Origin of the sequence: Francisella sp. LA112445 (assembly GCF_012224145.1) — a bacterium.
Lineage (GTDB): Bacteria > Pseudomonadota > Gammaproteobacteria > Francisellales > Francisellaceae > Francisella.
The window spans coordinates 870,318-893,618 of sequence record NZ_CP041030.1 but is presented as its reverse complement, the minus strand read 5'-3'; the positions used below and the strand labels follow the sequence as shown (position 1 = coordinate 893,618).

The window sequence follows — 23,301 nt, the reverse complement described above, 5'->3', positions numbered from 1 at the left end:
ATACAAAATATCAAAATGTATTAAATATTTGAGAATTGAGTAAATACTATAATTGATACCAAGAATCTAATCTTTCTTTTAGTTTATCTAGACCCATTTTACTTAATGAAGAAAATAACTGATATGAGATCTTATCTGTTGAAATAAATGTTTTTAGAAAACTCTCAATCATTCTATTGGCTTGAGCTCTTTCTTTATTATTTAGCTTATCAGCTTTTGTAAGAAGTATATGTAAGTTTAAATCAAATGATATAGCCATCTCAATCATCAAAGAGTCAAACTCTTTTAGTGCGTGACGTGAGTCAACTAGAAGAACAATCCCTCCTAAACATTGACGTGATGTTAGATAACTCTCCATTTCGCTTTGCCATTGTTTTTTAATAGCTTCAGAAACTTTAGCATAGCCATAACCTGGTAAATCGACTAGTCTTTTATTATCACCAAGATCAAATAAGTTTATTAACTGTGTTCTACCTGGAGTTTTACTTACTCTAGCTAAACCTTTATGATCAGTTAATGTATTTAATGCGCTAGATTTACCAGCATTTGATCTACCTGCAAATGCTACTTCAACACCTGTATCTTCAGGAAGTTGAGAAACTTTTGCAGCTCCCATTATATATTTTGCGTTACGATAATTCATAATTTATGCTCTAATTTTATTTTTTCAAAAAGTTCCTGACAAGCAGTATGAATCATCAGAAAAACTTTATCAAAGTTATTTTCATAATATGGATCAGGTACATCTTTTATAGAAATTGTTGATGCATACTCAAGCATTCTTGATACTTTTGAAAAATCAGCTTTTGGGAACATCTGTCTCATAGTATCAACATTTTCTTGGTCCATAGCAACTATATAATCAAACCTATCAAAGTCTGACTCTTCTAGTTGTTGCGACTTTTGATCTGAAAGATCACAGTCATATTTTTTGGCTGTTTCTAATGATCTCATATCAGCACCATGTCCCTCATGTCCCCACATACGTGAACTAGTGCCACAAGACTCTACGCTAACTTTCTCTTCAAGATTATTCTCTCTAATGATATCTCTAAAAATACCATGAGCTGTCGGAGACCTACAAATATTACCTTTACATACAAAAAGCACTTTTACCTTATTCATAATCTATTTAGCCTCTTTCATAGCTTCAGCAAGTTGACTATTAGGCTCTAACTTAAAGCCTTGAAAAAACTTACTATCAGGCTTAAGCATAAATACAACTTGATTTTTACCATCGAAGCTTTGCTTATAGGAGTTCATGCTCTTTAAAAACTCATATAAAGGAACTGAGCTAGCATAAGTATCTGTGAAAATTTTAGCTGCTTTTGCATCTGCTTGGGCTCTAATAATCTTAGATTGCTTTTCTGCCTCTGCTAGAGTTACTGTTACTTTCGCATCAGCTGCTGCTTTTGTTTTTTCCGCAGCTCTTTCACCTTCAGCTCTTATACGTGAAGCTTCCTTATGTCTTGATGATTTCATTCTTTGGTATATAGATTCTGTAATTGTATCAGGTAAGTCAATTTGATTAACCCTAACATCTACTATAGATATACCGATTTCTTTAGCCTGCACTGCAACATCTTTTGTTAAAGCAATCATCAGCTTATCACGATCATTATTAACCAAACTTTGGATATCATTTTTACCAACTTCAGCTCTTAATGATGATTCTAAGAATTGCTTTAGTAAAGTTTCTGCTCTGAAGACTTGCCCACTTGTACTAATAAAGAATTTAGAAATGTCATTAATTCTCCAAACTACATAAGCATTTATTAGTACATCTTTTTTCTCTTTTGTAACTACACGAGATGAATCTGTAGTTAAAACTCGATTTCTCATATCATAGTTTTTAACTGTATCTAAAAATGGAATTTTGATATGAATACCTGGCTCATACTCAATAACCTTTCCATTTTTCTTAACAAGTTCACCTAATCTTAAAACTACAGATTCTGTACCTTGCTTCACAATAAATTTACTACTAAAAACTAATACTACCGCGATTACCACAAGTACTAAGATTATTTTTAAAAGTTTACTCATCTTAGTTTCCTCCTTGTGTATTTGATAATAATGCTTGTTTCTGCTTACTTCCTAGACCATAGAAAATGTTTTTCGCGCCATCGCCATCGATTATGAAGACTTTATTATGCTGTAATACATCTGAGATAGTATTAAAATACATTTGATTCATAACAATATCTGGTGATTTTTTGTATATTGGTAATAATTGTTCAAACTCAGCTACTTCACCTTGGGCTTGTAATACTATTTCTTGTTTATAGGCATTAGCTTGATCTACAATTCTTTGCGCCTTACCTTCAGCAACAGGGATAACTCTATTTGCATAAGATTCGGCTTCATTTTGTAATCTAGCCTGATCTTCTCTTGCTTTTATAACATCATCAAAAGCATCTTTAACAGCATCTGGAGCTTGAGCTGGTTGCATAATAACATCACTTATATAAATACCAGATTTATATTCTTTTAATAAAGCCTCCATCTCTTGTTTAACTTTACCTGCTATCGATGCTCTTTGTGTTGTTAGAATATCAGATAAATTACTATGCCCAATAACCTGTCTAACAGCACTCTCTAATGATTGCTGTAGTAGCTGAGATGGATCTGTATTTGCAAATAAATAATCTTGAAGATTAGAAATACGATACTGTACTGTAAATGAAACATGAACAATATTTTCTTCTGAAGTTAGCATATCTCTTTTTAATGAGATAGTTTTTAACTCTTGGACATTTTCTTTACGAATTGTATCAACTCCTAATGGATACCAATGCAAACCTGGCTGAACCATTTTTGTAAACTTACCAAACCTAAGTACAGCTGCTTGCTCAGCAGGTTGAACAACATAAAAGCCAAAACCTACCCATGCAATAATTAAAACACCAATAACAATAGCTGCTATTTTCTTAATTGGTGGCTTCTCAAATATTGGGTTATTTTTATTGGCATTTTTAGAGTAGATACTTTCGTTATCATCATTATTTTTTTTCTTCTTACCAAAAAATTTTTTTATAATTTCTTCTAAGTCTGGAGGCCCCTGCTCAGAGTTCTTGCTCCAAAACCATTTTTGTTTTAATTTTTTAATCATAAATAAGTATTCCTATATATTTCACAATAGTTTTTTTATGCTTACGACTTAACTATTATATATAAAAAATCATACAATTTTTGCACTATCTGCAAATAATTATCAAATGCTTGCATCTATGATATTGAATAACTAAAGATATAGCTCTAAAATTGAAAGTTAGACTAATTTCTAAAGGAAAAAACATGAGAATTGCGATAAATGGAATTGGTATAGCAGGACCTACTTTAGCATGGTGGCTTAGAGAGTATGGTTTTGAACCTGTTATCTTTGAAAAATCTCCTGAATTTAAATCAGGTGGCCATCTTGTTGACTTTTGGGGACACGCCTGTGAAATAATGGAAAAAATGGGACTTCTTGAACGATTAAAAGAAAAATCTTATCAAATAAAGCACATTCATTGTTTTGATGAAAATGGCAGAAGATCATCAAAGGTAAATATTTCTTCTCTTATCAAAGAAAACTATGGTGAGTTCCTAAGTGTTAAACGAGGAGATATTTCAGAAGTTATCTATAATGCATGTAAAGGAATTGATATAAGATTTGGCACTTCCATAGAAAGCCTAGAAGAACAAAAAGATGGAGTAATTGTTCATCTTTCTGATAAAACTACAGAAAAGTTTGATCTAGTCATAGGTGCTGATGGTTTACACTCACATATTCGCTCGTTAGTATTTGATAAATCAGAATATGAAGAATATGATTTAAACAAGTATATTGCCGCATTTTCTCTAAAAGATTATAACCACTTTGAGAAGTTTACTTATGCTGTTAGTGTTGGTAATGATAAGCAAATAGCTAGAGTCTGTTTAGATGAAGATGAAACTTTATTTATGTTTACTATTGACGCAAGTTTAGTTAAAAAATTTCCAACAACTACAGAAGAAAAAAAACAGCTTCTAAAATCAGTCTTTAAAGATAATAAATGGGAGACTCCTGACATACTTGAAAGACTTGATAATGTTGAATATATTTATTTTGATAATGTTAGCCAAGTAAAAATGGACAACTGGCATAAAGGTAGAGTTGCTTTAATTGGAGATGCTGCATCTTGTCCTTCTATCCTAATGGGCCTAGGAAGCATATTTGCAATAGTTGAAGCATATGTACTAGCTGGTGAATTATATAAAGCCAAAGGCGACTATAAAGTAGCTTTTGAAGAATGGCAAGATAAGTTAAAAGATATAATAAATAGAAAACAAAAAGTTGGACTTTCAAATCTATCTTTAGCCGCATCTGATGAAATTATGAAGAAGTATCTTTCTACAATTACAGTTAAAATATCTTCAACTCCTGTCATTTCAAAATTTATTGGTGCAGGGATATTTAATGATACTATTGATCTTCCTGAATATAAGAAAGATTAACATATTAACAAAAAAACTCTTCTAGATTTAAATCAAAATCTCGATTAAATCTTTCAAAATCATCTTCTGATATCTTTATATCTAGCAAGTAATTGCCATGCTCGGAAATATCTTCATTATCAACTACACCTAACTCATACATCATCGCTCTAACTTTTGAATATTTAGGAGGTAATTCTAAAGTGCCATTTATCCATGATTTATTAAAAAATGTAGCTAATGCTTCATAAAACTCGTCAATACCTTGACCTGTCTGAGCTGATAGATAAACTCTAGCTACTACACTGCTATCAGAATCATCTAATTGAACAAAGCTTGGAGAGATATCGTCTAGCTTATCAATCTTATTGTACACACAAATCATTTCTTTATCTGCAATACCAATCTCTTTTAGCACTCTTTCAACTTGCTCAATATAACTTTTATGATCTTCATCTGCATAGTCAATAACATGAACTAACAGATCTGACTCTATTGCCTCCTCTAAAGTTGCATGAAATGCTTCTACTAAATCATGTGGCAGATTCTTAATAAAGCCCACTGTATCAGAAAATATAACTTCTCCTAGCTTAGGAACTATTACTTTACGCAACGTAGGGTCAAGTGTTGCAAAAAGCTGGTCTTTTGCTAAAACCTGAGCATCTGTAATTTTATTGAATAGTGTTGATTTACCCGCGTTTGTATAACCTACAAATGATATTGTTGGGATATTATTTTTCTTACGTGATGATCTACTTAAATCACGATGATGTTTTACTTTATCAAGTTTTTGTGTAATTTGTTTTATTCTTTGTCTGATTAAACGTCTATCGATCTCTAGCTGAGTCTCACCTGGACCACCTCTTACACCAATACCACCTTTTTGTCTCTCTAAGTGAGTCCAACCTTTTACAAGACGTGTTGATTGGTAGTTTAGCTGTGCAAGTTCAACTTGGAGTTTACCTTCATGTGTCTTAGCCCGTAATGAAAATATCTCTAGAATCAATCTAGTTCTATCCATAATTTTACACTCAAGTAGCTTTTCAATGTTACGCTCTTGAGATGGACTTAGAGGATGGTTAAAAACAACAAGATCCGCTTTTATTTCATCTCGTTTATTCTTTATCATTTCCATCTTACCCATACCACAGAAATATTTGATATCAGGCTCTGGATGATTAAAATCAAGACTTTCTAAAACTACTTTATCAGCAGCTAAAACTAAGCCTTCAAGCTCAGCTAAATCTGCATTAAGCTCACGATGATATTTAAAATTTATATTTACAAGTAGACATTTGCTACCTGCCTCATAAGATTGGAAAAATTCCATTTAATCTAATCTACTCCCAATAAATAATTAGTCAACCTAAGACAAATACGTATTCTACAAATTAATCTTAGAATTCTTTTTTAAAACCTTTAACCTCAAAATTCATGATCAAATGCCATAAACTAACAAAGATAGATTTTAAAATATATTAAAGTCAACTATAAATAGTTTTGAAACAAGTATATCAGCTAATTATCTCTACGTCAGGAGATGATGCATACAATGTAAAAGATATTTGAAAATTTTATCTAAGAATTTAGATAGTTTAAAATTATTACTTTAAACTAATTTGATAAATATTCGAGCTAATTAAATTACTCGTTAACATTACCTTCGTTTTCTTGAGCTTCAAGCTCATCAGAATGAACATCATCAACATTATCATCTTGATCTTCATTTGAGTTTTGGTGGTATGGGTTAAAAGAGCTATAAACCATTCTTACACTCTTAGCTGGTACGATAGTTGAAATAGCATGCTTATAAACCATTTGGTTTACAGTATTTCTAAGTACAATACAGAATTGGTCAAAAGCTTCTACTTGACCTTGTAGTTTGATTCCGTTTACAAGATAAACTGATACGCTTACTTTTTCTTTTCTTAAAGCATTTAAGAACGGGTCTTGTAAAGATGATATTCTAGACATTGTTTCACTTCCTTTTAATTATTTTGTTATAGTTATTATTTTATCAAGTTTAACAATTAAACTTCGCCGTATATTCTAACAATATTTGAACTTATCAGCAAATATTAATTTTAGGCAATTCAAAGATACACTTTTTTAAATACTTATCAGCAAATTATATTAGCCACACAAGTAATAATGATAATTAATCTCATCTTTACCATTCCAATTTAATTATTCTTCATATAGAATTATCATCAGACCTCTTAATATTTTCTTATATTACTCAACAAATAGGAAGATTCTAGAACATTTAAGGAAGATTTTGATGGCATATATCTTCAGAAGTTTTGCTATGTATTTTTTGTATATACTTAGTTTTGAATGCTTATCAGCCCAACCTAAGAAAGAATCATCAGTTAAAGATACGGCAATACAGTTACAACAACAGATACAAAGTCTTCAAAATGAAATCAAAGAACTGGAATACTCAGAATTTCAAGAAAATAATAATTCTTCATTCTCCACATACTCATCTGTAGTAACTGATAACTCTGAAACTTCTGAAAATCCTCTTGATAAAAACTTGATAAAACAAGATAGAATAGAAATAATGCAAAATGTAGATGCAGATAACCAAATTGTAGACTTAAAAAATGAACCTTTAGGAGGTATTTTTGATACTAAAGGAGGTATTAATGTAGGAAATATGCCAGCTATTACAAATAGAGGTCAAGTAGCATTCTTGGGTGCGTACTCTGGTAATAACGAAATTCCAATTGGTCAAATTTCTTCCACACTATTTGCTACAACAGTACTAGGACAAAGAGATAAATTCAGTGATTATGAAATATTTTTAGGTGGATTTATTGGTATAGATGCTCAAACATGGTTTGGAGATAATCTAAAAAGAGTAGACTTCAATAGTAATCCAACGACCTCTTTCTCAAAAAATGGGCAAAATATATATCTAACATCAGCTACACTATACTTTTTAGCAAATGCCGGTGAATATCTTACAGCATCATATGATGTTAGCGCGAATGAGAATGGTGATTTTTCCATAAACAATGCTTTTGCAATATTTGGTAATCTCACAGTTTCTCCATTTTTTGTAACCGCGGGAAGAAGTCCTCTTACGGTTGCTAATTTTGGTGGAGGTGGTACTTATGTTGGAAGTGTTGCTGACTATCTTGGTGTAGGTCGAGCGACAAATGTATCTTTAAACTATAAAAGCGACACAACAAATATAAGTGTAGCTGCATTTGGAACAAACGATCAAACAGCAAATTTCTCGGCTGGTTTCTTTTATGGTGATTCATGGACAAAAGATTTATCGGTCGGTTTTAACACAGGCTACGTGTATAACCTAAATGGTGCTGAGAATCTTAGCATACCAATGATTGCTCCAGGAAAAACTATAGGGGCTTATAATATTGATACTAACGTAGCATACAATATCGGTACAGGAGTATTGCAGGTTAATGTTGGATGGGTAACAACTACTGGAGCCGCTGACTTTAATGGCACAGGAAATGATGTTTTTACAGGGGCATGGTATATAGGTGGAAACTATTCTTTAAATCTTGCTGAAAGAGACACCAATTTTACTGTTGGCTATGGCCAAACATACAATGCGGCGGCTGTTCCTATGTCTATACCTGCTAGCCCTTTTCAAGATGGTTTATCAGCATCAGGCATAAAAAATCAATTAGTTTTTTCTGCTCAGCGTGCTTACTTCGACAATAATGTACTATTTGGGCCAGAATGGGCTTATCAGAAGTTTTATGGAGGTAGTAGTATGAATACAATTACTTTAGATATATCTATATACTTATAAATTTATTTAAGTAGTTTTAACTAATGAAAAAACTTAAAACTTCTGACTCTTTGTGATCATTCTCCATCTCGATAGTCTCAATCTCACCCTGCCAATTACGAATCCATGTAAGTTGACGTTTAGCAAGTTGGCGAGTTGCTACTATGCCTTTTTTAACAAACTCATCATAGCTAATATCACCATATAAATACTCCCAAGCCTGACGATACCCTACACTTCGAATAGCTGTAGTATCTTTTGTTAGTTTTGTATTTTTTCTTAGCTCTTGCACTTCATCTAAAAATCCATTATCTAGCATCTGCCTAAATCTAATCTCAATATTTTTATGAAGTACTGATCTATCATTTGGAACTAAGGCACAAAGTTTTAGTTCTTCTTCTAAACCTCCAACTTTTGAAGTTTTGACAAGTTCAGAGTACTTCTGACCACTTATCATAATCACTTCTAAAGCTCGAAAAATTCTTTGTTGATCATTTTGATTTATTTTCTGTGCTGATTCAGGATCCATTTTTTTTAATTGCTGATGAAGATATTGTAGCCCTTTTGCTTTTTTCTCTAGCTCTAAGGTTTGTCTTATTTCTGGGCTACTTTCTGGCAGGCTAGATAAGCCTTCTATTAAACCTTTAAAATAAAGCATAGTCCCACCAACCAGCAAAACTTCTTTGCCTCTAGACCATATTTCTTTTTTAAGCTTATTAACGCTTGATATAAAGTCTGCAACAGAAAAATTCTCCGTAGGCTCTATAATATCTATAAGATGATGTTTTATGCCAGCTTGCTCTTGTAATGTCGGCTTAGCAGTACCAATATCCATCCCTTTATAGACAAGCGAAGAATCAACACTTATTATTTCAGCATTAATCTTTTTAGCAACAGATATTGAAAGAGATGTTTTACCAGAAGCTGTTGGTCCAGCTATCGCATAAATTGATTTATTCATTTAGATATTTTTATAATTAACTTTGACAGGTATTTCTTTTCTAAGAGCTTGCAAATAAAAGTTTAACTCTTCTTGCTTATAAGTATTAGTTACTTGACTAGGAATTGTATTTTTCTTATCTGTTTTAACTGGCTCAACTTTAGTAACTTTATAAATGTAGATATCATTAGTATTACTATCCTGATAAAGATGATATTCACTATTATTGTTAAATAGAACATCATTAGCAAATCCTTCAGAAAAGTTTTTGGCTTTAGATTCACTTGATATAGTAGCTTTACCAAATGATTCATCTATTTTTTTGCCGCTCTCAAGGTTACTTAATAGCTTTTGTGACTTTTGCGTTGCTAATTCTTGAGATTTTTGCTCTACATATGATTTTGTTACAGTATTTTTAACTTCATTAAACTTTTGTTGTGTAGCTGGCTTTGAGCTATCTATTTGATAAACTAAGACTTTATCATCAGAAATAGGCAAGCTGTAGTATTTATCGTTATTTATAAAGAATAAGCTATTTTTCACTCCATTTAGTGAAGAATCAGCATTATTGCTAATATTTGTAGTTTTTGCTTTACCTAATTTAGTTTCTAACTTACCAAACTTAATACTATCAATATTTTGAGAATAAGAGTTAAATTGCTCTAAAGCTTTTCTATTTTGGATAATCTTAGTAATGGTTTGTTTTGTTTTATCATCAAATTTTGTAAATAAGTCTTGATGAGTATTAAAATAATTTTTTAATGTCTCATCACTAATTTTATTTTTAGAGATAAAATTATCTTTAGAAATTATAAAGTAACTAATTTTTTTACTCGCAGGAGTAACATATTCAGATTTATGTTGACTGTAATAATTTTCTAATTCTTTATTAGCTAGTTTAATTTGTGCTTTTAAAGAACTAGGCTGAATCTTGATATATTTTATTTGCTTGTCTACAGAATAAATACTAGACAATGATTTATTCTCATAATCAGTAATAAATGAAGTTTGAGTTATTGTTTGAGGAATTGTACTAGCTAAAACATTTTGTGATACTAATTGCTCTAATTTATCCATACCTCCAAGATATCCTACAACTTGCTTTAGTTTATCACTAGAGAACTTGCCATCTTTATCAAAAAACATTGGATTATTAAAAATAGCTGACTGTAAAGCTAACTTAGATACTACGATATTTTTTTGTGCTGCTGTTAGTATTAAATACTGATTTATCATTTGTGATAAAACTTGAACTTTTTGTTCTTTAGTTTTAGCATTTTGAGCATATTGCTGAAACTGCTGAGAACTTATCTCATTATCACCAACTTTTGCAACATAAGCACGACTCCCTCCTCCTATATTAGTTAAAAAGAAAGTCATGCCTGAAATCACAAATATAAAACTTATAGAAATAACCACAATCCAAGTAAATGGACCTTTTAGTCTATCATTAAAAGACTGCAACATTTTTTCAACCTTAAATTAAATAATTCTTATTAAATTTATAAATATTATAGATAAAAAAAAGGCATACTGTTAAGCATGCCCTTTAAAAAAACTAATTTTTTAAAAGTTTTTTTATTTTACTGCGTCTTTAAGACCTTTACCAGCTTTGAAGCTTGGTACTTTAGAAGCAGCGATTTGAATTGTCTCACCTGTCTTAGGGTTTCTACCTTCTCTAGCGCTTCTTTCTTTAACTTGGAAAGTACCAAATCCTACAAGTGTTACGCTATCGCCTTTCTTAAGAGCTTTAGTAATCGCTTCAATAGTAGCGTCTAAAGTACTCCCAGCAACTTCTTTAGTAACATCAGCTTCTTTAGCTATAGCACTTACTAGTTCACTTTTGTTCATCTTTAAAACTCCTTTTGTTTATAAATCGATATATTACCAATTAACTTTATAACACTAAAAATATATGGTTTCAACAAAAAACACTAAAAAACTCTTTCTAGAACCTCTTTTATGTTATTTACAGGGGTTATTTCGAGTTTTTCTGTAATTTCTTTATCAACATCTGCTAAATTCTTAACATTCTGTTTAGGTATTAAAACCTCTTTAATTCCACCTCTTAAAGCAGCTAAAAGTTTCTCTTTTAAACCACCAATTGGTAATACATCTCCTCGTAAAGTCACCTCACCAGTCATTGCGATATCATTTCGTACAGGTTTGTCTGTATAAACAGAAACTAACGCTGTAGTCATTGCAATACCAGCACTTGGTCCGTCTTTAGGAGTTGCACCTTCTGGAACATGAATGTGAACATCTTTTTTCTCATAAAAATCGTCAGCAAGCTTATAATCTTTAGAAATTGAACGCATCACACTAAATGCTGCATCAATAGATTCTTTCATTACATCACCTAGACTACCTGTATATTTAACTTTACCTTTACCAGGCATAGCTAGAGCTTCAATCGTAAGAAGCTCACCACCTACAGACGTCCAAGCAAGTCCTGTAACTTGACCCACTTTTGCTTTTGCATTTTTAACACCATAATCAAACTGATGAACACCTAAATATTCTTCAAGATTTTTCTGAGTTATAGAAATCTTACCATGATCAGGATCTTTAAGGAGATTTTTAACCGCTTTGCGACAGATTCCGTCTATCTTTTGCTGTAAATTTCTCACCCCTGCTTCTCTAGTATAATATCTAACCACATCTAAAATAGCTTTTGGTGTGAAGTTAATTTCTTGTTTAGTTAAACCATTATTATCTAAAGCCTTTGGCACAAGATACTGCTTAGCAATAGCTTGTTTTTCAAGCTCTGTATATCCAGATAAATTAATAATCTCTAACCTATCTCTTAATGCAGGATCTATATCTAATGAGTTAGCTGTAGCAACAAACATCACTTTTGATAAATCATAATCTATCTCAAGATAATGATCATTGAAAGTACTATTTTGCTCTGGGTCTAACACCTCCAACAATGCTGCTGAAGGATCTCCTCTAAAATCAGAAGAAACCTTATCAATTTCGTCTAATAAAAATAGTGGATTCTCAGTTTTTGATTTAATTATCTTTTGGATAATTTGTCCCGGCATAGATCCGATATAAGTACGACGATGACCTCTAATTTCAGACTCATCACGAACTCCGCCTAATGCCATACGTACATATTCACGTCCAGTAGCTCTTGCTATAGAATGACCTATAGATGTCTTACCAACACCTGGAGGTCCTACTAGACATAAAATAGGCGCTTTAGTATTGCTATCTCTTTTAATTTGAACAGCTAAATGCTCAAGTATTCTTTCTTTTACTTTCTTAATACCATAATGATCTTTTTCTAGTACTTTCTCAGCTAAATTAATATCTTTTTTAACTTTAGCTCTTTTACCCCAAGGTAAAGAAAGAATAGTTTCGATATAGTTTCTTGATACAGCTGACTCTGAAGAGGATGGAGGCATAGCTTTAAGCTTTTTAAGCTCCTTTAAGCATTTTTCTTTTGCTTCTTCAGACATTTTTGTATTTTCAATTCTCTTTTTAAGCGCAGAAACCTCAGACTCCTCATCAGCCTCTCCAAGCTCTTTATAAATAGCTTTTACTTGCTCATTTAGATAGTATTCACGTTGGTTTTTATCAACTTGTGACTTTACTCTATCTTTAATTTTAGCTTCAAGTTCAAGTATTTCTAACTCTTCATAAAGACATGAAAGCAACAATAATGCTTTTTTCTTTATATCTGATGCTTCAAGAATTTTTTGCTTTTTAACAATCTCTGAATTAAGAATCGTAGCAATTTCATAAATGAACTTATGTGGCTCTTCTGTGTTTATTAAAGTCGCTAAAGTTTCTTTAGATACCTTACCACTAATATCAACAAACTTCTTAAGAGAATCAGATATAGATAGTAGGATAGCTTTTAATTCTTTATCAACCTGATCTGGATTATAGTTATCATCGATATGTAAGTTATCTAAACTTGCATAGATACAGTCATTCTCGAGTGTATATTTAGACACTAGCCTTTTTGCAACACCCTCAACAATAACCTTCAAACTCCCATCCGGAAGCTTCATAATTTGAACTATTTTAGCTAATGTAGCTATATCATAGATATTATCTACAACATCGCCTGAACTAGAGCCATTTTTCTGAGTTGCTAATAAAATATAATTATTATAATTATTAGATGCCTGTTTAACTGCTTCTATCGACTTTTTACGCCCAACATTAAGTGGGATAGTCATCGATGGATATATAACCACATCTCTTAAAGGGATAACAGGAACAACATTTAAGATTTCTGACATAAACTCACTATACTCCTGTAAATTGTTTTAGACTATATCTTTTAACTGCTTTTGCTCTTTATTTTTACTAATTAACACAGGCTCTTCATGTTCTAATATAACTTTTTCATTGATGATGATTTTTTCAACATCTTGTGAAGATGGTATATGAAACATCAACTCAAGTAGAACATTTTCAAGAATAGTCCTAAGACCCCTTGCGCCTGTCTTCTTAGCTATTGCTTTTTTAGCTATCTCTATAAGAGCTTCATCTGTAAACTCTATTTCAACATCATCAAACTTAAATAATTTAATATACTGTTTGATAAGAGCATTTTTAGGTTCTTTTAGTATTTTAACTAAATCTTCTTCTGTTAATTCATTTAAAACTGTAACTATTGGTAAACGACCAATAAGCTCAGGAATCAGACCGAACCTAGTTAAATCTTCACTTTCAACTTTTTGCATTAGCTTTTCAGTATCAAGATTATCTTTCTGACGAATAACATCCGCATTAAAGCCAATACTTACCTTATCCATTCGATGTTTAACAACCTTTTCTATACCAGCAAAAGCTCCTCCACAAATAAATAGTATATTTGAAGTATCTACCTGAATCATATCTTGATTAGGATGCTTTCTACCACCCTTTGGAGGCACAGAAGATACTGTTCCTTCAATAAGTTTCAATAAAGCCTGTTGAACACCTTCACCAGAAACATCACGAGTGATGGATGAACTTTCTGATTTACGTGCAATCTTATCTATTTCATCAATATATATAATTCCTTTTTCTGCTTTAGCAACATCAAATTCAGCATTTTGCAATAAACGTACGATAATATTTTCAACATCATCACCAACATATCCAGCTTCTGTAAGAGTTGTTGCATCTGCTATAGCAAAAGGAACATTTAATTGTTTTGCTAGAGTTTGAGCAAATAATGTTTTTCCTGATCCTGTAGGACCTATTAATAAGACATTACTCTTTTTAAGTTCTGTATCATCATCTTCTGTGATATCAGATGTGATTCTTTTATAATGATTATAAACAGCTACAGATAATACTTTCTTAGCATTATCTTGACCAATTATATAATCATCAAGATAATTTTTTATTTCTATAGGTTTTGGCAACTTATCAAAAGTGATGTCTAATGTAGTATCAACACCATTAGTGCTTTTAATCTTAGTTGCACATTTACTAACACATTCGTTACAAATATTCCCATCTCTACCAGAAATAATACTTTTGACTTCTTGTTGTGATTTACCACAGAAAGAACAATATAGAATTTTAGCCATTTTTAAAACTAGACTTCCTTTATTTATTTGATTATTGCATCACGAGATTCAATAACATGATCTATCAGACCATATTCTTTTGCTTCATCTGCCATCATAAAATTGTCTCTGTCAGTATCCTTAACTATAGTTTCAAGATCTTGACCTGTATGATGAGCTAATACCTTATTTAGCCTTTCTTTGATACGTAAGATATTTTTAGCATGAATTTCAATATCTGATGCTTGACCTCTAAAACCACCTAAAGGCTGATGAATCATAATCTGTGAACTTGGCAAGCTATATCTTTTACCCTTTGCTCCACCAGCTAACAGCAATGATCCCATACTAGCAGCTAAACCGATACAAATAGTATTAACATCTGGCTTAATAAACTGCATAGTATCATAGACACCCATACCTGCTGTAACCATTCCTCCTGGAGAATTTATATAAAAATAAATATCTTTATCAGGATCTTCAGATTCTAAAAATAAAAGCTGTGCGATCACTAAATTAGCTGAATGATCATTTACTTCACCATTTAAAAAAACTATACGCTCTTTTAAAAGTCTTGAGTAAATATCAAAAGCTCTTTCACCACCAGCAGTTTTCTCAACAACTGTAGGAACTAAATTATTAGTTATCATTTATAACCTCTCTTTATAAGCCAGCTTAGAATCCAGCTTGTTGAGCTTGCATATTTTGTTTAATAACTTCAAAGAAATCTTCTTCTTTTTCTGAAACTTGTGCTTGATCTAAAACCCAGTCAGTTAGTTTGTTTTCAATAACTAAAGCTTTTAGATTAGCGATTTCTTTTTCATTTTTCTTGATTTGTTCTTTAGTTTTTTCTGGCTCTTCATAAGCTTGAACCATTTCATTTAATAAGCTATCAACTTCTTCTTCTGTTGCTTCAAAGTTTTGAGACTTCATAACACTGTCAAGTACTAAGCTAGTCTCAACTTTTTGTTTAGCATTATCTTCAAATAAATTATCAGGTAATTGATTAACATCAAAGCCTTTCGCACCACCCATTTGTTGAACTAAGTTTTGCTTAGCTGCATCGATTTCTCTTTTGATTAAAGATTTTGGAGTTTCAAACTCAGCAATCTCTCTTAGACCTTTGAAAACTTGCTCTTTTACTTTTCTTTGTAAGATAAACTTAAGTTCACGTTGCATATTTTCTTTGATCTCATCTTCAAAAGTATCTACGCCACCTTTTACACCAAACTTCTTAACGAACTCTTCGTCAACTTCTGGTAATTCAGCTTGTTGGATCTTCTTAACTGTAATATCAAAAGTAGTTTCTTTACCTGCAAGATCTTTGTTTTGATACTCTTCAGGGAATGTTACAGTAATAGTTCTTTGCTCATCTTTATTCATACCAATGATACCATCTTCAAAACCTGGGATCATTTGACCAGAACCAATTACAAGTTCTTGATCATTTGCTGAACCACCTTCAAAAACTTCACCGTCTTTTTTACCTACAAAATCGATAACTACTTTATCATCTTTCTCAACAGCTCTTTCTACTTCTTTAAAAGTTGCTAACTGTTTTCTTAGATTTTCGATCATTTGTTTAACTTCATTATCACCAAGCTCAACTACTGGCTTTTGAACTTCGATTTTTTCAAATCCATTAACTTCAAACTCTGGGAAAAGCTCAAGATTTGCTACAAACTTAAGAGGTTGCCCTTCTTGATTCTCTTTAAGATCAACTTCGATACCAGCAACAGCTAATTTCTCATCTTGAATAGCTTTTGAATATTTCTGAGGAATTAAATCAGAGATAACTTCCATACGGATTTGCTCACCATACTTCTTCTTAACCATGCCAGCAGGTACTTTACCTGGTCTGAAGCCATCCATTTTGATAGTTTTTGCAGTTTGGTTAACTCTTTTATTTACTTCAGTATCTATTTCATTAGCTGGCACTTCAATTAGTAATGAACAATGAATCCCTTCTTTCTTCTCTACAGTAACTTGCATTATTAAGTTTTCCTTTTATTTATTTAACAATTTTCTAATAGCAAATTTTAACTTTCATCTATCAGATTGTCTATATCTTTATTATCAAATATATGACAAGCCAACGCTTTTATTGTAAAATCTAGCTACTCTAATAAAATCACTATCACTATGGTAACCATTATTATAAGTACTTGTCTACTCATAACACCATTTATAATAGCTTTTTTGCATTCAAGTATTATTTACAACAAACACTATGCTAGTGTCTATGCGAATTACTTTATTGCTAGCAACATAAGTCTTATGACTCTGATAAATAGCTATGCTTACTTAGTATATGGAGACAGCATGAGTAAATTTCAAGGATGGATTTATACTCCAGCTGTTTTTCAGATAGGAATTTTCCAATTATGCCTCTTTATATTCTCTGTTTTAGCACTATTTAAAAACCCTCAATTTAAAGCTGCTTGTCTAATTTTCTTTACCATTTATACAATATTTGACTCTCTGACATTATTTAGTGGCTCTACATATAACAACACTGTTGAAGCTATATTCTTCATAAATATAATTGCTGCTTTAATATCATATATTTTATATAGATTTTTGGGTAAAATTGATAATAGGTAATTCAAATATATATTATCTATTAAATTTTACTTCATAATTAGTCCAGGAGGATAAATCATGAGCATTCAAAAAAAAACATTAGTCATTATAGGTGCTGGCCATGCAGGCATATCAGCAGCACTATCAGCAGCAAAAATAAGAAGTAGACTCAATAAAAAATCTGAAATCGATATTATTGTAATAAGTCGTAATTCATATATGACAATACGACCAAGAATGTACATAAAAGAGCTAGAGGAAGCTACTATAAGAGTCAAGAACTTTTTAACTCCGATAAAAGTCCGCTTTATCGAAGCTGAAGTAACTAATATTGATAGTCAAAAGCAATCTATTATTATAAGTGATTCTGATAAGCAACAAAAAGAACTGCATTTTGATAGTCTAATACTTTGTGCAGGTAGTGAACTAGCTCATCCAAGAATCAAAGGGATAGAAACTGTCTATAACATAGATACTTATAAAGCTGCTTTACACCTTAGAAATGCATTAACAGACTTCTTACTTAAAGCAGAATCTACTAAATCCCAAAACAATAAAATCAAAGTAGCTGTACTTGGCGGTGGAATAACAGGAATTGAGCTTGCGTGTGAACTTCCAGTTACATTGAAAAAACTCACTTTTGAACTTGGATTAGAGTCAACTTTTGACCTTGAGGTTTCAATAGTTGATCGTGGTGATGTTACTTACTCACTAGGAGAAGATCCTCAGAAGTATCTTGTAGATGCATTTAAGCTAGCAAATGTTAAATGTATAAATCATGCATCTATTACAGAGGCTACTCAAATTGAAGCTGATAAAGGATCTGTGATAATAAATGATGAAGTTCTTGAATTTAACTTTATCGTTTCTGCATTAGGCATGAAAGCAACAGATCTTAATAAACTACTACCTTATGATAAAGATCCAGCAGGCAGAATAAAGGTTAATCAATACTTACAAACACCAAATGAGAATATATTTATAGCTGGCGATGCTGCAAATGTAAAAGTTGATGATGAGCACTATGCTGTAATGTCATGCCAACAAGGCAGACCTCAAGGCAGACTTGCTGGACATAATGCAATACATCATTTACTAGGTATCCCAGAAATGGAAGAATACTATCAGCCGAATTATGTAACATGTGTTGATTTAGGTGAGTATGGTGGCTTATATACAGAAGGATGGGAGAGAAAAGTTAAAAAGTTTGGCATGGAAGCTAGGGAAATCAAGAAACATATCAACCTTGAAAGAATATATCCACCAAACAGAAGAGATGAAATAGGCATTTTTGAAGAGGCTGGCGAACTTCAGTTTATTGCTCCTCATGAATCTCATGAAATTGCTAAGAAGACTAAATAGATTTAGAGTTTCCAAAATATTTATACAACTTCATTTATAATAATAACCTTATGACTTATCTCAAAAGTTTGATTAGGGGCTGAACTATAATTATAGTTTTATAATTAATGAGAGTTTAAAGTATTCGATCAAAATATTAAGAATAAAATTACTGACAATATCTAGACTTAATAGCTTCTATAGCTTCAGCATATGTAGCATCCATTTCAGCTCTTGAGCCAACACCACCACCAATCTCATATAATCTACCATCTCCAATACCATAGATAGCAGCATGTATAGTGAAGTTAAGGCCTTTTGCCCAAGCATCTTTAACGACTGTAGTCTTACATAAATTTAAAGCCTGATGAAGTGCATTAAGCTCACACATCATATCAACCTTTTTCTTCATATACTCTTCTTCATTATCTTTATAACAAGCTAATGATTCTTCAATGAACTGTTTGTTTTTTTCTTTAACCTCATGAATTGATGTTAGCCAGTTATCAATAAGACCATAACTCTTATTCTTCACAACTGTCTCAACACCACCACAGGCATAATGTCCACACACAATTATTTTTTTAACTTTAAGAACTTCAATAGCAAATTGTAATACTGAAAGACAATTTAAATCTGTAAGAGAAACGACATTAGCAACATTACGATGCACAAACACTTCTCCTGGTATAAGACCACAAACTTGATTAGCTGGTACACGACTATCTGAACAACCTATCCAAAGATATTCTGGAGATTGGCCTTTTGATAATGTTTCAAAAAACTCTGGATTAGTTTTTTTAATTTCTTCAGCCCAAGCTCTATTACCTTTTATCAACTCAGCGATATTACTCATATTTTCTCCTTATATTATCTGAATATTTTTTCATATATTATATTTCATATACTATCTTAGAATATATCAATGAACAAGTTTTTATTAGCTTGATCTAACTAGATTGTTACTTCACCTTGTAAAGAAACATTAAAAGCATCTTTAATTTGTTGTTGAGAAATGCCAGGTTGACTAAGTAGATAAAAAAGTTTACCTAACGCTGCTTCATCAGTCATATCATACCCTGATACAACCCCAGCTTCTACAAGCCCTCTAGCTGTTTTATAAGTATGCATTTTTACACTACCATATAAGCATTGGGTACAGTTGACTATTACAACCCCTCTTTTATCAGCTTTTGACAATGTCTTATGAATATTAGGATCATCCATCATATTGCCTGAACCATATGTTTTTAGGATTAAACCCTGTAGAGGAGGCTCTAATACAGCTTCTAATATATCATTATCCATACCTGGAAAAACACTTAGGATAGCTATTTTAGGTACCCCAAAAGTTTCTAATGTCGGCAATTCATAATTATCCGCTCTCTGCCATAGTCTTCTTTTTTTAATATCTATATCGATCCCTACTTTTGCTAAAGTCGGATAATTTGGAGAATCAAAAGCTTCAAAATCTGTAGCTGATATTTTAGTAGTTCGATTACCACGCATAAGCCTTTGACTGAAATACACACAAACTTCTTTTATATCATCGCTACATGCAAATATTAGGCTATTTAAAATATTCGATATTGCATCAGATCTTATCTTTGAAATAGGAATTTGTGAACCTGTAACAATTACAGGTTTTTGAATCTCACCAAGCATAAAAGATAGTACTGAAGCTGTATATGCTAATGTATCTGTACCATGTAAAATTACAAAACCATCATAATCTTTATAGTTTTTTAATATATCTAAAGCTAGAGACACCCATCTCTTAGGATTTATATTTGATGAGTCTATTAAGTTTGTATATTCCTTGATTTTAAACTCAGGCATATTGTACTCATAAAAATCACGAATGCCTTCAACAGTCTTTGTTAAATATCCTGGCTCAACATCATAGCCCTGCTCTGTATTGATCATACCGATAGTACCGCCAGTATATAAAACTAAAATTTTCTTATGGCTAAAGTTTTCCATTTTTATCTTTCTCCATTAACTCTGCTATAGCCTTGTTTGCAAGCTCATCTGCTTTTTCGTTGCCTTGATTACCACTGTGTCCTTTAACCCAGCTCCAAGTAATATTATGAACCTGACTTAGACTATCAAGCTCTTGCCATAAATCTTTATTTTTAACTTCTTTCTTAGCTGCTGTCTTCCAGCCATTAGCTTTCCAATTTGCTAACCACTGGTTAATACCGTTTTGTAGATATTTAGAATCAGTAAAAATGGTAATATCACATTTTCTTTTTAGGCTCTCTAATGTTCTAATAGCAGCTAAAAGCTCCATCCGATTGTTAGTAGTTTCCTTCTCTGCGCCATATATCTCTTTCTCTACACCATTATAGCTAAGTATAGCTCCCCAACCACCTATACCAGGATTGCCTTTACAAGCTCCATCAGTATAAGCTATAACATTATTTTTTCTTGTGAATATCCCCATATATCTCCTTCATACAGTTACCACTGTATACTCGTTTCTTTTTCGATTCGGTTACTAAATCAGATACTTTGAGACCATCTACTATAAAATAATTATCTTTTTTGAAGATCGCAACGAAGTTTTTACTTACTACACGTTTAAATAAATCAATAAAGACATTTCCCGTTGGATTTATTAATTGAATTTTTTTACTAACAAATCCGTTTGCTAAGAATTTTGATAGCAACTTATAAAGCCTAATATCTCCTGAACATGTAGCTATAACCTCACCATCATCTGCTAGACAAAAATGTAATTGTTGCAATAAAGATTTCATCTGTTTTGAGCAAGGTAAAAAATCTTGATCCAAAATTATTAAATCAAAAAACTTATGTTCAAACGGCCACGCTTCAACATCAAAGATACAGCCCTTTTGAGACTCTGTTTTTAAATATCCTGAGCAAACAACCTTTCTTAAGACATTAATTCTATCAAGATAGCTGTCATCATTATTTGTGATAATAAGAGCTTTTTTATACCATCTTTGTGCAAGATATCCTGTTATAATTCGCTCTTTCACATTCATAAGATTTTTAACCTACCAAGTTTCTCATTCTTTCAAAATAATCTGGACAAGTCTTACTAACAGCCTCCGCATTATTTATAACAACACCATCATTTCTTAACCCTAAAAGACCTAATGACATAGCAATTCTATGATCATTAAAGCTATCAACTTCTGCAGGTTGGAATTTACTTTTAGATGGCGATATTAAAATACTATCTTGTGTCGTTTCAACATACATACCAAGTTTTGTAAGCCCTTCTGCCATAGCAGATACTCTGTCTGATTCTTGACCTCTAGTATGGCTAAGTCCTGAAATATAAGTATCTGAATCAGCAAAGCAAGCTATAGCAGCCAAAGTCATAAATGTATCTGAGAAATTACGCATATTAACATTTACACCCTTTAATTTCTTAGCTCCTGTAACTTCAACACCATCATCAAAATATTTAACTTCACAACCAATCATCTCAAGAACATCTAAAAACTTGATATCTCCTTGCTTAGATTCTTTAGTTACATTCATTACTTTTATAGTAGATCCAGTAATAGCAGCAAATGCCCAGAAATATGAAGCAGTTGAGACATCTGGCTCAACTACATATCTTCCTGGAGATTTGTAGCTAGATTTCTTAGTTTTATAAATATTATTTTCAATATCCACATCAATACCAAACTCTGCCATAACTTTTGCTGTCATATCTAAATATGGTTGCTTATGATCTGTAATTGAATTTAAAACTAGACCATGCTGCATAAATGGTGCTGCCATAAGTAAGCCTGATGCAAACTGAGAACTTTTTTTGCCATCTACTTCGATACTACCACCTACTAAAGAGTTTGCATTAATAGTCATTGGCATTGCATGAGCTTTTTCATGATACTGAGCCTTCATTCCTAAATTCTCTAACGGCTTTAATTGATCTGCTAACGGTCTCTCCATCATTCTTTGTTTAGCATAAACATAGTAATCACCAGATCCTTGTACAGCGCACATAGGGATTATAAATCTTGTCAATGTACCAGATTCATTACAAAATATCTTTGCTTTTTTATTCTGAAACTTTCCGTTACAACCACCAATATTTAAAGTTTTACTATCTTGATTATGTTTTATATCACAACCTAGCTCTTTTAAAGCTGCAACACATGCCAAAACATCTGCACTATTTGGTAGATTTTCAAATCTAGTTTCTCCATTTGCCATAGCTGCAATAATTAAAGATCTATTTGAGATACTTTTAGAACCATCTAAATAAACATTTTGCTTTACCTTTGTTGTAATTTTAGGTATAAAGTTTTTCATTAGTTTTTTGAATAAGAATTTAAATATATAACGAATATATTACCATAAACGAACTAGTTTTTATTCATCATAATAAGCTCTTATTAAGACTTTTTAAAAAGAAAGTTTTTATTTCAAAATTAAACTAACTATACAAGATATATTTATATTTTCCAATAAAAGAAGATATTGATTTTTTATATAAAAGAACTCAAACTTAGATAAATAACTTTTAAAAAATATAATTACATGTCAAAGAAAAATTGCGAATGTTGTTTCATGCCCTTATCAAAAGATAAAATAGAAAATGGATCAAATATTTATTGCAGTAAGTGTTTTCAAGATAATCAATTAAAAGCTGAAAATATGTCTTTAAATGAATTTCAAAGATATGCTTACGATCAAATGCA

Annotated in this window: 22 protein-coding genes; 4 read left to right on the top strand and 18 right to left on the bottom strand. The window is 31.7% G+C overall.

The annotated features are described in order from the left end of the window. Window positions 1-46: 46 nt before the first annotated feature. Genes yihA through hflK form a run of 4 tightly spaced genes read right to left on the bottom strand, consistent with a single transcriptional unit; the run spans window position 47 to window position 3,112 of the window. Window positions 47-643 carry a ribosome biogenesis GTP-binding protein YihA/YsxC gene (gene yihA / locus FIP56_RS04390; RefSeq protein WP_192577740.1) on the bottom strand — a complete coding sequence of 199 codons (597 nt, stop codon included), beginning with the start codon at window positions 641-643 and terminating at the stop codon, window positions 47-49. Next, the gene (locus FIP56_RS04385) at window positions 640-1,125 is read right to left on the bottom strand and encodes a low molecular weight protein-tyrosine-phosphatase (RefSeq protein ID WP_192577739.1); all 486 of its coding nucleotides are present in this window, start codon (window positions 1,123-1,125) and stop codon (window positions 640-642) included. The genes yihA and FIP56_RS04385 overlap by 4 nt, the downstream gene beginning before the upstream one ends. A gap of 3 nt (window positions 1,126-1,128) precedes the next feature. Next, entirely contained in the window at window positions 1,129-2,046 is a 918-nt protein-coding gene (gene hflC / locus FIP56_RS04380; RefSeq protein WP_192577738.1) for a protease modulator HflC, read from the bottom strand. A gap of 1 nt (window position 2,047) precedes the next feature. Further along, entirely contained in the window at window positions 2,048-3,112 is a 1,065-nt protein-coding gene (gene hflK, locus FIP56_RS04375; RefSeq protein WP_192577737.1) for an FtsH protease activity modulator HflK, read from the bottom strand. 185 nt (window positions 3,113-3,297) lie between these two features. Here hflK and FIP56_RS04370 point away from each other — a divergent pair, with 185 nt between their 5' ends. Continuing rightward, the gene (locus FIP56_RS04370; protein ID WP_192577736.1) at window positions 3,298-4,479 is read left to right on the top strand and encodes an FAD-binding domain; all 1,182 of its coding nucleotides are present in this window, start codon (window positions 3,298-3,300) and stop codon (window positions 4,477-4,479) included. A 4-nt stretch (window positions 4,480-4,483) separates the two neighbouring features. Here the strand turns inward: FIP56_RS04370 and hflX are convergent, their stop codons facing one another. Together hflX and hfq are read right to left on the bottom strand one after the other, a co-directional pair. Next, on the bottom strand, window positions 4,484-5,788 hold the full coding sequence (gene hflX / locus FIP56_RS04365) for a ribosome rescue GTPase HflX (protein WP_192577735.1): 1,305 nt from the start codon (window positions 5,786-5,788) through the stop codon (window positions 4,484-4,486). Window positions 5,789-6,102: 314 nt separating this feature from the next. Further along, complete coding sequence (gene hfq / locus FIP56_RS04360; RefSeq protein ID WP_192577734.1) at window positions 6,103-6,432, bottom strand: RNA chaperone Hfq; 330 nt, start codon at window positions 6,430-6,432, stop codon at window positions 6,103-6,105. 307 nt (window positions 6,433-6,739) lie between these two features. Between hfq and FIP56_RS04355 the strand changes: the two genes are divergently transcribed. After that, window positions 6,740-8,251 (top strand): DUF3573 domain-containing protein, encoded by a 1,512-nt coding sequence (locus FIP56_RS04355; protein WP_192577733.1) that lies wholly within the window; start codon window positions 6,740-6,742, stop codon window positions 8,249-8,251. Between the two features lie 16 nt (window positions 8,252-8,267). On the opposite strand, the gene miaA is transcribed toward FIP56_RS04355, so the two are convergent. The 7 genes from miaA to tig form a co-directional block, all read right to left on the bottom strand. After that, window positions 8,268-9,191: a tRNA (adenosine(37)-N6)-dimethylallyltransferase MiaA gene (gene miaA / locus FIP56_RS04350; RefSeq protein ID WP_192577732.1), complete on the bottom strand. Its 924-nt coding sequence runs from the start codon at window positions 9,189-9,191 to the stop codon at window positions 8,268-8,270. Next, window positions 9,192-10,637, bottom strand: coding sequence for a SurA N-terminal domain-containing protein (locus FIP56_RS04345; protein WP_192577731.1), 1,446 nt, complete (start codon window positions 10,635-10,637; stop codon window positions 9,192-9,194). Between the two features lie 111 nt (window positions 10,638-10,748). Continuing rightward, window positions 10,749-11,021, bottom strand: a complete 273-nt coding sequence (locus tag FIP56_RS04340; protein WP_150467747.1) for an HU family DNA-binding protein — start codon at window positions 11,019-11,021, stop codon at window positions 10,749-10,751. A gap of 83 nt (window positions 11,022-11,104) precedes the next feature. After that, on the bottom strand, window positions 11,105-13,429 hold the full coding sequence (lon, locus tag FIP56_RS04335) for an endopeptidase La (RefSeq protein WP_192577730.1): 2,325 nt from the start codon (window positions 13,427-13,429) through the stop codon (window positions 11,105-11,107). A 27-nt stretch (window positions 13,430-13,456) separates the two neighbouring features. Further along, a complete protein-coding gene (clpX, locus tag FIP56_RS04330; RefSeq protein WP_192577729.1) occupies window positions 13,457-14,713 on the bottom strand; it encodes an ATP-dependent Clp protease ATP-binding subunit ClpX in 1,257 nt (418 codons plus the stop codon). A gap of 23 nt (window positions 14,714-14,736) precedes the next feature. Further along, window positions 14,737-15,342, bottom strand: a complete 606-nt coding sequence (gene clpP / locus FIP56_RS04325; protein ID WP_192577728.1) for an ATP-dependent Clp endopeptidase proteolytic subunit ClpP — start codon at window positions 15,340-15,342, stop codon at window positions 14,737-14,739. A 25-nt stretch (window positions 15,343-15,367) separates the two neighbouring features. Beyond that, complete coding sequence (tig, locus tag FIP56_RS04320) at window positions 15,368-16,684, bottom strand: trigger factor (RefSeq protein ID WP_192577727.1); 1,317 nt, start codon at window positions 16,682-16,684, stop codon at window positions 15,368-15,370. Between the two features lie 150 nt (window positions 16,685-16,834). Between tig and FIP56_RS10435 the strand changes: the two genes are divergently transcribed. Continuing rightward, window positions 16,835-17,296, top strand: a complete 462-nt coding sequence (locus FIP56_RS10435) for a DUF6790 family protein (protein WP_192577726.1) — start codon at window positions 16,835-16,837, stop codon at window positions 17,294-17,296. Between the two features lie 57 nt (window positions 17,297-17,353). Further along, window positions 17,354-18,637 (top strand): FAD-dependent oxidoreductase, encoded by a 1,284-nt coding sequence (locus FIP56_RS04310; RefSeq protein WP_192577725.1) that lies wholly within the window; start codon window positions 17,354-17,356, stop codon window positions 18,635-18,637. Window positions 18,638-18,785: 148 nt separating this feature from the next. Here FIP56_RS04310 and FIP56_RS04305 read toward each other — a convergent pair whose 3' ends face one another. From FIP56_RS04305 to aroA, 5 genes are all read right to left on the bottom strand, one after another. Then, window positions 18,786-19,472, bottom strand: a complete 687-nt coding sequence (locus FIP56_RS04305) for a carbonic anhydrase (RefSeq protein ID WP_192577724.1) — start codon at window positions 19,470-19,472, stop codon at window positions 18,786-18,788. 98 nt (window positions 19,473-19,570) lie between these two features. After that, window positions 19,571-20,599 (bottom strand): asparaginase, encoded by a 1,029-nt coding sequence (gene ansA / locus FIP56_RS04300; RefSeq protein WP_192577723.1) that lies wholly within the window; start codon window positions 20,597-20,599, stop codon window positions 19,571-19,573. Then, complete coding sequence (rnhA, locus tag FIP56_RS04295; protein WP_192577722.1) at window positions 20,586-21,062, bottom strand: ribonuclease HI; 477 nt, start codon at window positions 21,060-21,062, stop codon at window positions 20,586-20,588. The genes ansA and rnhA overlap by 14 nt, the downstream gene beginning before the upstream one ends. Then, entirely contained in the window at window positions 21,037-21,627 is a 591-nt protein-coding gene (locus FIP56_RS04290) for a class I SAM-dependent methyltransferase (RefSeq protein WP_192577721.1), read from the bottom strand. Before FIP56_RS04290 ends, rnhA begins: the two co-directional genes overlap by 26 nt. A gap of 7 nt (window positions 21,628-21,634) precedes the next feature. Next, the gene (gene aroA / locus FIP56_RS04285) at window positions 21,635-22,912 is read right to left on the bottom strand and encodes a 3-phosphoshikimate 1-carboxyvinyltransferase (protein WP_192577720.1); all 1,278 of its coding nucleotides are present in this window, start codon (window positions 22,910-22,912) and stop codon (window positions 21,635-21,637) included. Window positions 22,913-23,301: the final 389 nt, after the last annotated feature.

Bases quoted from the DNA above. Each gene is read 5' to 3' on its own strand.
- FIP56_RS04310 (WP_192577725.1), top strand. From the start codon at position 17,354: ATGAGCATTCAAAAAAAAACATTAGTCATTATAGGTGCTGGCCATGCA.
- clpX (WP_192577729.1), bottom strand. From the start codon at position 14,713: ATGGCTAAAATTCTATATTGTTCTTTCTGTGGTAAATCACAACAAGAA.
- FIP56_RS04385 (WP_192577739.1), bottom strand. From the start codon at position 1,125: ATGAATAAGGTAAAAGTGCTTTTTGTATGTAAAGGTAATATTTGTAGG.
- hflX (WP_192577735.1), bottom strand. From the start codon at position 5,788: ATGGAATTTTTCCAATCTTATGAGGCAGGTAGCAAATGTCTACTTGTA.
- FIP56_RS04305 (WP_192577724.1), bottom strand. From the start codon at position 19,472: ATGAGTAATATCGCTGAGTTGATAAAAGGTAATAGAGCTTGGGCTGAA.
- hflC (WP_192577738.1), bottom strand. From the start codon at position 2,046: ATGAGTAAACTTTTAAAAATAATCTTAGTACTTGTGGTAATCGCGGTA.
- ansA (WP_192577723.1), bottom strand. From the start codon at position 20,599: ATGGAAAACTTTAGCCATAAGAAAATTTTAGTTTTATATACTGGCGGT.
- tig (WP_192577727.1), bottom strand. From the start codon at position 16,684: ATGCAAGTTACTGTAGAGAAGAAAGAAGGGATTCATTGTTCATTACTA.
- hflK (WP_192577737.1), bottom strand. From the start codon at position 3,112: ATGATTAAAAAATTAAAACAAAAATGGTTTTGGAGCAAGAACTCTGAG.
- yihA (WP_192577740.1), bottom strand. From the start codon at position 643: ATGAATTATCGTAACGCAAAATATATAATGGGAGCTGCAAAAGTTTCT.
- FIP56_RS04340 (WP_150467747.1), bottom strand. From the start codon at position 11,021: ATGAACAAAAGTGAACTAGTAAGTGCTATAGCTAAAGAAGCTGATGTT.
- miaA (WP_192577732.1), bottom strand. From the start codon at position 9,191: ATGAATAAATCAATTTATGCGATAGCTGGACCAACAGCTTCTGGTAAA.
- FIP56_RS04355 (WP_192577733.1), top strand. From the start codon at position 6,740: ATGGCATATATCTTCAGAAGTTTTGCTATGTATTTTTTGTATATACTT.
- FIP56_RS04370 (WP_192577736.1), top strand. From the start codon at position 3,298: ATGAGAATTGCGATAAATGGAATTGGTATAGCAGGACCTACTTTAGCA.
- hfq (WP_192577734.1), bottom strand. From the start codon at position 6,432: ATGTCTAGAATATCATCTTTACAAGACCCGTTCTTAAATGCTTTAAGA.
- aroA (WP_192577720.1), bottom strand. From the start codon at position 22,912: ATGAAAAACTTTATACCTAAAATTACAACAAAGGTAAAGCAAAATGTT.
- FIP56_RS04290 (WP_192577721.1), bottom strand. From the start codon at position 21,627: ATGAATGTGAAAGAGCGAATTATAACAGGATATCTTGCACAAAGATGG.
- rnhA (WP_192577722.1), bottom strand. From the start codon at position 21,062: ATGGGGATATTCACAAGAAAAAATAATGTTATAGCTTATACTGATGGA.
- lon (WP_192577730.1), bottom strand. From the start codon at position 13,429: ATGTCAGAAATCTTAAATGTTGTTCCTGTTATCCCTTTAAGAGATGTG.
- FIP56_RS10435 (WP_192577726.1), top strand. From the start codon at position 16,835: ATGGTAACCATTATTATAAGTACTTGTCTACTCATAACACCATTTATA.
- clpP (WP_192577728.1), bottom strand. From the start codon at position 15,342: ATGATAACTAATAATTTAGTTCCTACAGTTGTTGAGAAAACTGCTGGT.
- FIP56_RS04345 (WP_192577731.1), bottom strand. From the start codon at position 10,637: ATGTTGCAGTCTTTTAATGATAGACTAAAAGGTCCATTTACTTGGATT.